The organism is Streptomyces sp. LS1784 (genome assembly GCF_020103755.1).
In the GTDB taxonomy this organism is placed as follows: Bacteria; Actinomycetota; Actinomycetes; order Streptomycetales; family Streptomycetaceae; genus Kitasatospora.
The window spans coordinates 1-10,480 of record NZ_JAHSQD010000286.1; the positions used below are offsets into that span (position 1 = coordinate 1).

At 73.4% G+C, this 10,480-nt stretch carries 10 protein-coding genes; 7 read left to right on the forward strand and 3 right to left on the reverse strand.

All coding sequences use genetic code 11. The annotated features are described in order from the left end of the window. Positions 1-274 precede the first annotated feature (274 nt). From KS423_RS27310 to KS423_RS27330, 5 genes are all read left to right on the forward strand, one after another. A complete protein-coding gene (locus KS423_RS27310) occupies positions 275-1,477 on the forward strand; it encodes an MFS transporter (RefSeq protein WP_224282432.1) in 1,203 nt (400 codons plus the stop codon). A 45-nt stretch (positions 1,478-1,522) separates the two neighbouring features. Beyond that, a complete protein-coding gene (locus tag KS423_RS27315) occupies positions 1,523-1,945 on the forward strand; it encodes a heme-binding protein (RefSeq protein ID WP_263455284.1) in 423 nt (140 codons plus the stop codon). Next, positions 1,942-2,298: a nuclear transport factor 2 family protein gene (locus tag KS423_RS27320; RefSeq protein ID WP_224282433.1), complete on the forward strand. Its 357-nt coding sequence runs from the start codon at positions 1,942-1,944 to the stop codon at positions 2,296-2,298. The genes KS423_RS27315 and KS423_RS27320 overlap by 4 nt, the downstream gene beginning before the upstream one ends. Positions 2,299-2,312: 14 nt before the next feature. Continuing rightward, positions 2,313-3,143 (forward strand): aldo/keto reductase, encoded by an 831-nt coding sequence (locus tag KS423_RS27325; protein WP_224282434.1) that lies wholly within the window; start codon positions 2,313-2,315, stop codon positions 3,141-3,143. A 77-nt stretch (positions 3,144-3,220) separates the two neighbouring features. After that, positions 3,221-4,225, forward strand: a complete 1,005-nt coding sequence (locus KS423_RS27330; RefSeq protein ID WP_224282435.1) for a TIGR03571 family LLM class oxidoreductase — start codon at positions 3,221-3,223, stop codon at positions 4,223-4,225. A gap of 84 nt (positions 4,226-4,309) precedes the next feature. Here the strand turns inward: KS423_RS27330 and KS423_RS27335 are convergent, their stop codons facing one another. Continuing rightward, positions 4,310-7,429, reverse strand: a complete 3,120-nt coding sequence (locus tag KS423_RS27335) for a phosphocholine-specific phospholipase C (protein ID WP_224282436.1) — start codon at positions 7,427-7,429, stop codon at positions 4,310-4,312. A 257-nt stretch (positions 7,430-7,686) separates the two neighbouring features. Here KS423_RS27335 and KS423_RS27340 point away from each other — a divergent pair, with 257 nt between their 5' ends. Continuing rightward, a complete protein-coding gene (locus KS423_RS27340; RefSeq protein WP_224282437.1) occupies positions 7,687-8,742 on the forward strand; it encodes a YihY/virulence factor BrkB family protein in 1,056 nt (351 codons plus the stop codon). Between the two features lie 106 nt (positions 8,743-8,848). Then, on the forward strand, positions 8,849-9,490 hold the full coding sequence (locus KS423_RS27345) for a CatB-related O-acetyltransferase (protein ID WP_224282441.1): 642 nt from the start codon (positions 8,849-8,851) through the stop codon (positions 9,488-9,490). A 43-nt stretch (positions 9,491-9,533) separates the two neighbouring features. Here KS423_RS27345 and KS423_RS27350 read toward each other — a convergent pair whose 3' ends face one another. Both KS423_RS27350 and KS423_RS27355 read right to left on the reverse strand, forming a co-directional pair. Further along, the gene (locus KS423_RS27350) at positions 9,534-9,833 is read right to left on the reverse strand and encodes a hypothetical protein (RefSeq protein ID WP_224282438.1); all 300 of its coding nucleotides are present in this window, start codon (positions 9,831-9,833) and stop codon (positions 9,534-9,536) included. Next, positions 9,830-10,315: a hypothetical protein gene (locus tag KS423_RS27355; RefSeq protein ID WP_224282439.1), complete on the reverse strand. Its 486-nt coding sequence runs from the start codon at positions 10,313-10,315 to the stop codon at positions 9,830-9,832. The genes KS423_RS27350 and KS423_RS27355 overlap by 4 nt, the downstream gene beginning before the upstream one ends. Positions 10,316-10,480: the final 165 nt, after the last annotated feature.

The window sequence follows — 10,480 nt, forward strand, 5'->3', positions numbered from 1 at the left end:
CCGGCCCCGCACCACCACTCCCCCGGGCCCGGCCCGTCCGAACCGCACACGCGGCTCGGACGGGCCGGGCCCGGCCGCGTTCCACGGCACCCGCACGCCGCCCCCGAATCCCCGCCCCGGCGCGTCACGCCGCGCGCCCGGGGCCGTGACGCCACGCGCCCGCCCGACCCCATAGCGCATGCCCCATATCCGCGTTTGCACTTATCGCGCGTCTGCAACTATTGTGGAAGCACGCAAGGCGCTCCCTCAAGCAATCACAGAAGGGTTCGGGCCCATGCCTCTCGCTCTCATCGCCCTGGCCATCGGCGCATTCGGGATCGGGACCACCGAGTTCGTGATCATGGGCCTCCTGCCCCAGATCGCCGGCGACTACGGCGTCTCCATCCCCAACGCGGGCCTGCTGGTCACCGGCTACGCCCTCGGCGTCGTCATCGGCGCCCCGCTGATGACCGCCCTCGGCACCCGGATCAGCCGCAAAACCATGCTCATGCTGCTCATGGGCCTGTTCGTCGCCGGAAACCTGCTCTCCGCGTTCGCCCCGTCCTTCCCCGTGATGCTGGCCGGGCGCATCGTGACCTCGCTCGCCCACGGCGCCTTCTTCGGCATCGGCTCCGTCGTCGCCGCCGACCTCGTCGCCCCGCAGAAGAAGGCCGGCGCCATCGCCACCATGTTCACCGGGCTGACCATCGCCAACATCGTCGGCGTGCCGCTGGGCACCTTCATCGGCCAGGCCGTCGGCTGGCGCACCACCTTCGCCGCCGTCGCCGCACTCGGCGTGGTCGGCCTGCTCGGCATCGCCAAGCTCGTGCCCGCCGTGCCCCGCCCCGAGGGCGCCCACCTGCGCCGCGAGCTGACCGCCTTCCGCAACCCGCAGGTGCTGCTCGCGATGGCGATGACCGTGCTCGGCTTCGGCGGCGTCTTCGCCGCGATCACCTACATCGCCCCGATGATGACCACCGTCGCCGGCTACGCCGACGGCTCCGTCACCTGGCTGCTGGTGCTGTTCGGCGTCGGCATGTTCCTCGGCAACCTGCTGGGCGGGCGCTACGCCGACCGCAAGCTGATGCCGATGCTCTACACCACCCTCGGCGGACTCGCCGTGGTGCTGGCGCTGTTCACCCTCACCGCCCACAACAAGATCCTCGCCGCCGTCACCGTCCTGCTGGTCGGAGCCCTCGGCTTCGCCACCGTCCCCCCGCTCCAGAAGCGGGTCCTGGACCAGGCCCACGGCGCCCCCACCCTGGCCTCCGCCGTCAACATCGGCGCCTTCAACCTCGGCAACGCGCTGGCCGCCTGGCTCGGCGGGATCGTCATCGCCGCCGGCCTCGGCTACACCGCCCCGAACTGGGTCGGCGCCGTCCTCGCCGGAGCGGCCCTGCTGCTGGCCTTCTGGTCCGCCGCCCTGGAGCGCCGCGACCACGCCCGCGAGGCCGTCACCACGGGCGCGGCTCCCCGCCACGCCGCCCTGCACCACTGACCATCGACCTGGCCGGGCCCCACCCCCACCACCGGGAGAACCACCATGAGCACCACCGCCGTCGCCCCGCTGACCACCGCCGACGCCGAGACCCTCGTCGCCGCCGCCCGTACCGCCGCCGAGGCCGCGGGCGTGACGGTCAGCATCACCGTCCTGGACGCGGGCGGCCACCTGCTCGCCTTCCGCCGCGACGACCGCGCCGTGCTGATCTCCGGCGAGACCAGCACCCGCAAGGCCTACACCGCCCTCCAGCTGAACGCCCCGACCGCCGACCTGGTCGACCTGGTCAAGCCCGACGGGCCGTTCCACTCCCTGCCCACCGCGCTGGACCGCCCGCTGCTGTTCATCGCCGGCGGCATCCCGGTCCACCGCGACGGCCGGCTGATCGGCGCCATCGGCGTCGGCGGCGGCGCCCCCGAACAGGACCACTCCTTCGCCACCGCCGCCCTCGCCGAGCTCGCCCGATGAGCGCCGCGACCCGCAGCCCGCAGGAGGTCTTCGCCGACCATGGCGAGCGCCTGGGCACCGGCGACCTCGACCTGGTCAGCGGCAACTACACCGAGGACGCCGTCGCCGTCACCCCGGCCGGCACCTTCCACGGCCGGGTCGGCATCCGGCAGGCCCTCGGCCGGCTGCTGGCCGACCTGCCCGACGCCGACTGGCAGCTCACCCCCCGCTTCGCCGGCGAGGTGCTGCTCCTGCACTGGAGCGCCACCACCCCCGAGCGCGAGGTCGCCGACGGCGTCGACACCTTCGTCTTCCGCGACGGCCTCATCAGCGCCCAGACCGTCCACTACACCCTCACCGACCGCACCGCCTGAAGGAGCCCGCGACCATGACCACCCCCGGCGTCCCCACCGTGAAGCTGAACAACGGCGTCGAGATCCCCCAGCTCGGCTTCGGCGTCTTCCAGGTCCCCGACGAGCAGACCACCGCCGCCGTCGCCTCCGCCCTCCAGGCCGGCTACCGCAGCATCGACACCGCCGCCATCTACGGCAACGAGACCGGCGTCGGCCGCGCCCTGGCCGCCTCCGGCGTGGCCCGCGAGGACCTGTTCGTCACCACCAAGCTGTGGAACGCCGACCAGGGCTACGACGCCACCCTGCGCGCCTTCGACGCCAGCCTCGCCAAGCTCGGCCTGGACTACGCCGACCTCTACCTCATCCACTGGCCCACCCCGGCCCGCGACCTCTACCTGGACTCCTGGCGCGCCATCGAGCGCCTCGCCGAGGAGGGCCGCATCCGCGCCGCCGGCGTGTCCAACTTCCAGCCCGCCCACCTCCAGCGCCTGCTGGACAACAGCTCGCTGGTGCCCGCCGTCAACCAGGTCGAGCTGCACCCCGGCCTCCAGCAGGCCGAGCTGCGCGCCTTCCACGCCAAGCACGGCATCGCCACCGAGGCCTGGAGCCCGCTCGCCCAGGGCGCCGTCCTGGACGACCCGGCGATCACCGCCATCGCCCGGCGCACCGGCAAGTCCCCCGCCCAGGTCGTCCTGCGCTGGCACCTGCAGCTGGGCAACATCGTCATCCCCAAGTCGGTCACCCCGGCCCGCATCCGGCAGAACCTCGACGTCTTCGACTTCGAGCTGACCGAGCAGGACATGGCCGCCGTCGCCGCCACCGACCGCGGCCTGCGCACCGGCCCGCACCCGGACCAGTTCAACTGATCCGGCCCGCCCCACCACTCCCGTCCCGGGCGGTCGCACCGCCGCCCGGGACGGGCCCTTGCCTCCAAGGACCCGCCATGGCACTGCCCCACCCCGCACTCGCCCGACTGGCCCCCGCCGACGGCCGGCTGACCATCGGCCTGGAACTGCCCCTGGACAACGACTGGGGCCAGGACCGCGGCCGGGCCGACCACGAGGTGGGCCGTCCCTTCGGCGTCCCCGACCTCGCCGAGCACGCCCGCCTCGCCCGACTCGCCGACCGCCTCGGCTTCGCCGCCCTGTGGGTGCGCGACGTCCCGCTCTACGACCCCGTCCAGTTCGGCGACGCCGGCAGCGTCTTCGAGACCTTCACCCACCTCGGCCACCTCGCCGCCCTCACCCACGACGCGGTCCTCGCCACCGGCGCGGTCGTGCTGCCGCTGCGCGAGCCGCTGCTGGTCGCCAAGGCCGCCGCCACCGTCGACGTGCTCTCCGGTGGCCGCCTGCTGCTCGGTCTGGCCAGCGGCGACCGCCCCGTGGAGTACCCGCTGTTCGAGCGCGACTTCCACAACCGCGGCCAGGCCTTCCGCACCGGCGTCGAGACCCTGCGCGCCGCTTGGCGGCCCGGCCCGCTGGAACTGCCCGCCGCAGGCCTCGGCGCCGAGCGCCGACTGGAGGTCCTGCCCCGGCCGGTCCACCCCGCGGGCATCCCGATCGCCGTCGCCGGCGGCGCCCAGCAGAGCCCCGAGTGGATCGCCGAGCACGCCGACGCCTCCCTCGACTACCCGCGCGACCTGAACGCGCTGCGCCTGCGGATGCGCCAGTGGCGCGACCTCGCCGGCGACAAGCCCTACCTGACCCCGATGGTGCTCACCCTCGCCGAGGACCCCACCACCGCGCCGCGCCCCGTCCGGCTCGGCCTCAGCACCGGGCGCACCGCCCTGATCGAGTACCTGGAGCTGATGTCCGAGCTCGGCGTCGCCCACGTCTCCTTCAACCTGCGCCCCAACGACCGCCCCGTCGACGAGCTGCTGCAGGAACTCGCCGAGGAGGTCCTGCCCCGCTTCGCCACCCCCGCCGCCGTCGCCGAACAGCGCGGCTGAGCCGGGCGATTTCCGCCGTGGGTGGACGCGGCCGGGCCCGCCCGGGCGCGGAGGCTCGGACGGGCCCGGGCGGGGCCGAAGAGGTCAGCCGGTGACGGGGCGGGTGTCGAGGCGGATGTGGTCGACGGCCCAGTACCAGTTGTTGCCGGCGTCGTACATGCGGAACTTGAGGGTCACCGAGCGGGCTCCGGCCGGGACGGCGAAGCTGCGGGTGATCCGGGTGTTCTGCGCGTCCTTGCCGGCGTTGTCGTTGCCGGTGGCGTCGGAGCTGTAGGCCAGCAGGCGGGTCTCGGTGCCGTTGTCGAAGACGGCGGTGACGGAGGCCTTCTGCGGGGCTTCCTGGCGGTAGTGGGAGTCGAAGGCGAGGTGGAGGGTGTCGGTGCCGGCCGGGATGGCGACGGCGGGCGAGACCAGGGTGGAGTCGAAGACGCCCTTGCGGGAGGGCGAGCCGGTGTCGTCCCAGTCGTCGGGGTCGGCGACGGCGACGACGCCCAGGGCGCGGGTGAAGTTGCCGCGGTCCTGGGCTCCGAGGGCGGCCCATTCGCGCTTGGTGTGGAAGGTCCAGCCCTGGAGGCGGACGGTGCCCTGCGGCATGGCGGGGGCGTTGACCACCGACCAGCCCTTGGGGGCCTGGGCGGTCCAGCCGAGCAGGCCGGCCTCGGGCCGCAGGGCGTCGGCGAGGGACTCGAAGTCCTCGTCGAGGAGGTGGCCGGTCATCACCGGGGCGGGGCGGGCGGCGAGTTCGCCGTCGGCGACGGCGAAGCGGCCGTCGGCCTGGGCGCGGGCGGTGACCAGCAGGCGGTGGGTGGCGGTGGCGGGCAGCTGGGCGGGCGGGGTGACCTGCCAGACGGCGGTGGCACTGGCGCCGGCGGCGAGCTTGTCGGGCGCGGCGACGACGGCGGTGGCCGTCCAGCCGGGCGGGAGCAGCGGCTGGGCCTCCAGGCGGGTGAGGGCGGTGGTGGCGGTGAGGGTGGCGGTGACCGTGGCGGGGCGCCCGGGCAGCAGGACGGGTTCGTCGATGGTGGCGGAGGCGGCGCCGAGGGCGAGGTTCACGGTGAGCGGGTCGGCCAGGCCGAGGGCCGGGTCGGTGACGGTGCGGTCGTCCCAGGGGAAGCGGCCGGCGATGCGGCGGCGGAAGCCGAGCTCGCCCTGGACGCCGACGGCGACGTCGTACCAGCCCTCGGGGCCGACCTTGAGGTTGACGGTGCGGTCGTCGCCGGCCGCCACCCGCACCTCGCGCAGGCCGTCGCCGTAGGCGAGGTCGCCGACCAGGAAGGTCTGGGCGGTGCGCGAGCGGTTGATGACGTCGACCTCCAGCACCTTGCCGTCGCTCTCCTCGGAGAGCGAGATCTCGTAGGCGGAGGTGGTGTCGCCGCGCAGGTGCCACAGGGCGCCGTTGGGGCCGTGGACGCGCAGGTCGTAGCCGGCGGGGCCGACCTTCCAGACGTCCGAGAGGCGGCTCTTGGCGGCCACGGTGTAGTGCTTGGGGGCCTCGCCGGGGGCGGGGTAGACGGCGAAGACGGCGCCCTGGCGGCCCTGGTTGACGAAGTCGACGGTCAGTTCGTCGCCCTTGAGGCGGGGCTTGACGAGCAGGTTGTACGGGGCGGGGCGGGAGGAGCGGGTGCCGCGCTCCTGCTGGGGGAAGGTCTGCGGGCTGGGCACGGTGGGGGTGGGGAGCTTGCCGGTGTCGATGACCTTCTGGCGGTTGCCGCTGGTGTCGGGCAGCTGCGGCCAGGCGGGGTTGCGGCCGGAGAAGTCGAAGACATTGGTGAGGTCGCCGCAGACCGCGCGCCGCCAGGGGCTGATGTTGGGCTCCTGGACGCCGAAGCGCTGTTCCAGGAAGCGCAGGACGGAGGTGTGGTCGTAGACGGTGGAGTCGACGACGCCGCCGCGGGTCCACGGCGAGACGACGACCATCGGCACCCGCACGCCCAGGCCCATCGGGTAGGGGCCGGAGACCAGGGTCTCGCCGGCCGGGAGGGTGTCGGACCAGGTGAGGGTTCCGTCGGCGGCCTTGACCCGGTACTTGCCGTCCTGGCTCACCACCCGGTGGTAGGTGGAGGAGCCCTTGCTGACGCGGACGACGACCTCGCCGTCGACCGGGACGTTGGACTTGCCGCGGCCGTCGGCCAGCGGCGGGACGGGCGGCAGCTGGTGGTCGAAGAAGCCGCCGTGCTCGTCGTAGTTGAGGATGAAGACGGTCTTCTGGAACACCTCGGGTTTGGCGGCGAGCGCGGAGAGCAGCCGGGAGGTGAGGTGCTCGCCGTTCGGCGGCGCGTAGTTGGCGTGCTCGGACAGCGCGGCGGGGGCGACGATCCAGGAGACCTGCGGGAGGCGGTCGGCCTGGACGTCGGCGGTGAAGGCCTCGACCAGGGCGTCGCCCATGGCGAACGGGTCGTTCTTCTTGGCCGGGTCGCCGACGGCGCGCATGCCGCGCTCGTACAGCGGCTCACCGGGCCTGGCCTTGACGAAGGGGGCGAACCAGGCGAGGGCGTTGTCGTCGAAGTTGTCGATGGCCTGGTAGGTCTTCCAGCTGACGCCGGCCTGCTCCAGGCGCTCGGCGTAGGTGGTCCACTCGTAGCCGCCGGGGATCTCGGTGTTGTCGGTCACCGGGGTGTCCCGGACGGTGCCGCCGCTGGTGCCGGTCATCAGGTGGTCGCGGTTGGTGTTGGTGTTGCACTGCACGGAGGCGTAGTAGGCGTCGCAGACCGTGAACACCGAGGCGAGGGCGTGGTAGAAGGGCATGTCGGCGGACTCGTAGTAGCCCTGGCCGAGCCAGCCGGAGGAGCGGCGGGTGACGGAGCCGTCGGCGCGGCCGTCGTTCCAGGCGTTCATGGAGTCGCCGTAGCCGAAGGAGGGGGCGCCCTGCTGGTAGGCGTTGGTGTGGGCGGCGTTCATCGCGAAGGGCAGCAGGTAGCCCTCCTTGCGGCCGGGGTCGGGCTGGTGGAACACCGAACGGCCGTCGACGCCGCGCACGGCGGTGCGGTCGCCGAAGCCCCGCACGCCCGCCAGGGTGCCGAAGTAGTGGTCGAAGGCGCGGTTCTCCTGCATGAACACCACGACGTGCTGGATGTCCGCCAGCCGTCCGGGCCGGGCCGGTGCGGCGAGCGCCTGCTGGACGCTGGTCGGGAGGGCGGACAGCACCGCGGCCGCCGCCGCGCCGCCGAGGATGCTGCGGCGCGACAGTTCGGGCTTCGGACTCATGGGGGTGGGGCTCCTTGCTGACGGACCGCGGGTCTTCGGTACGGGGGCCGGCCGCGCGGTTCGGACCGGACCCGTTATGTGTACGAGACCGAAGTGGACGCAGCCGTGGTGTCCGATGACCGGCCGATGACCGGCGGGAGACTCCGAGCTGTACAGACAACTTGACGCCAGTTGATCAAGCAGTTGACCGATCAACCACGCCGGACCGGTGCGCGCAGCCGGGGTGTCGCACCGCGCGCCGTGGGCAGACGCGCGGTGTGAATCCGATCGAGCGGGGCCTGCGCGCCGTGGACGGCTTCCAGCAGCGCCACCGGGCCCCCGGCCTGGTGGTCGGCGTCGTGCGCAAGTACGGGGACGACCGGGGCGGGCTGCTGTCCGCCCTGATCACCTACTACGGCTTCGTCGCGCTGATCCCGCTGCTGCTCCTGCTCAGCACCGTCCTCGGCTTCGCCCTGCACGGCCACCCCGGGGCGCAGCGCGCGGTGCTGGACTCCGCGCTCGCCGACTTCCCGATCATCGGCGACCAGCTGCGCCAGAACGTCCACTCCCTGCAGGGCAACGGCCTGGCCCTGGTGATCGGCGCGCTCGGCCTGCTGTACGGGGCGCTGGGCATCGCGCAGGTCCTGCAGCACGCCATGGCCGAGGTCTGGAACGTGCCGGGGGTGAAGCGGCCCGGCTACTGGCCGCGGCTGGCGCGCAGCGTGCTGCTGTTCGCGGTGCTGGGCAGCGGGCTGGTGCTGGGCACCGCCGCCGCCTCGCTGGTCGGCGCCACGCTGGCCGGGCCGGCCGCCCGGATCGGGGGCCTGGTCGTCTCGGCGCTGGCGAACGCCGCCTTGTGCCTGGCCTGCTTCCGGGTGCTCACCCCGCGCGAGGTTCCGCTGCGGGCGCTGTGGCCGGGCTGCGCGCTCGCCGGGCCGCTGTTCACCGTCCTCCAGGCGACCGGCTCGTTGCTGGTCGCCCACGAGCTGCGCCACGCGAGCCAGGTCTACGGGTTCTTCGCGACGGTGATCGGGCTGCTGTTCTGGCTCTACCTGGCCGCGCAGGTCACCGTGTACGCGGCCGAGGTCGACGTCGTGCTCGCCCGGCGGCTGTGGCCGCGCAGTCTGCTGCAGCCGCCGCTGACGGACGCCGACCAGGCGGTGCTGTCCTCGGTCGCCCGGCAGGAGGAGCGCCGGCCCGAGCAGCGGGTCGACGTCTCGTTCCACGACGGGCCGTCCCCGCCCGGTGAGCCCGAGGGCCCGGACGGGGACGGCGGGCAGGGCGGCGGGGACGGCGGGGAGAACGACGGGGACGGCGACAGCGGCGGCAGGTGACGGCCCTGGTCACGCCCTGTGCGGGGGACGGGGATCATGGAGCGGTGCGCTCCGGCGCCCCGGTGCTCTGACATCCCGTCAACGAGAAAGCGGTGCCCTCCTCGTGATCCCCGCCGTGCCCGACCCGACCGTGCTGCACCCCTTCCCCGAGCAGCCGCGGGTGGTCCTCCTCAAGCCGCTGGTCACCTCGCCGCTGATCGAGGTGGGCGAGTACTCGTACTACGACGACCCGGACGACCCGACGGCGTTCGAGACCCGCAACGTGCTGTACCACTACGGGCCGGAGAAGCTCGTCATCGGCAGGTTCTGCGCCTTCGCCACAGGGGTGCGGTTCGTCATGAACGGCGCGAACCACCGGATGGACGGGCCCTCCACCTTCCCCTTCCCGATCATGGGCGGCGCCTGGGCCGAGCACGTCGACCTGATCACCGGCCTGCCCGGGCGCGGCGACACCGTGATCGGCCACGACGTGTGGCTCGGCTACCGCACCACCGTCATGCCCGGGGTGCGCATCGGCCACGGCGCGATCGTCGCCGCCGGATCCGTCGTCACCTCCGACGTCCCCGACTTCGCCGTCGTCGGCGGCAACCCGGCCGAGGTGATCCGGCTGCGCCACGACGAGGCCGACATCGCCCGCCTGCTGGACCTCGCCTGGTGGGACTGGCCCGTCGAGCACCTCACCCGCCACCTGCGCACCGTCATGTCCGGCACCGTCGACGAGCTCGCGGCCGCCGCCCCCGGAGTCTGAGGGGCGGCGGACGGGGGTGGCCCGTCCGGCCGACCCGCCGCCCTCAGGCCGTGGAGTGGTGGAGCCTGCGGGCGGCGGTGCGGATGGCGAGGGTGTACGGGGCGTCGAGGGCGCGGGTGCGGGCGTCGAGGTCGTGGAAGGGCACCAGGGCCTTGTGGGTGTCGTCGGTCGTCTGGGTCCAGGCCGTCCAGGCGTTGTGGACGTCCTCGTCGGTGACCTGTTCGCCCTTGGCCTGGAGCAGCACGGCGTAGATGCGGAAGAGGTCGTCGGAGCCCGCGGGAGGTCTGGCCTCGGAGGGCAGGCAGGCGCGGATCAGGTCGGCGATGGGATCGAGGTGGCTCATACGGCCAGTGTGCCGGTGGCCAGTGTGCCGGTCAGCAGGATCAGATGGGCCACCGCGAATATCATCGGCACGAGCCGTTCCGTGGTGCCGAGTTCGGTGTAGTGCCGGTGCCGGCGGCCGGGCGCCGCGCTGTTCCTGAGGACGTCCCACTCCTCGGTGTAGATCCGCGCGGACAGTTTCTCCTCCAGGCTGTTGATGACCTGGAACTTGGCGCCGTTGAGGTCCCGGTAGCTGCGCAGCTGCATCCACCAGGCCCCGGAGAGGGTGATGCCGGCCAGTGCGACGGCCGTCGGCACCCACCACGGGGATTCGGAGAGCTTGGGTATGCCGAAGCCGATCAGGGTGACCAGCGCGGTCTGCACGGACAGGAAGAAGGTGTTGGCGCTGCCGCGTCGGGCCGAGACCCGGTCGGCCATCTCCACGGCGAGCTTGTACAGCTCCAGCAGCTCGTACTGACGGTCCGGCTCCGGCGGTGTGGTCATCGCAAAGCCCCCTCGGGCCGATGGTGTGCCGGTTTCGCCCGCTGCCCGGGCTCTCCCCGATGGGTGCATCCTTCCCGCCGGGACGGGCCGTCAGTGCTGCGCGCCGGCCATGGCCGTCGCGGCGGCGGCCACGGCGGCGCTGCCGGCCGACAGGGCGCGCAGGGC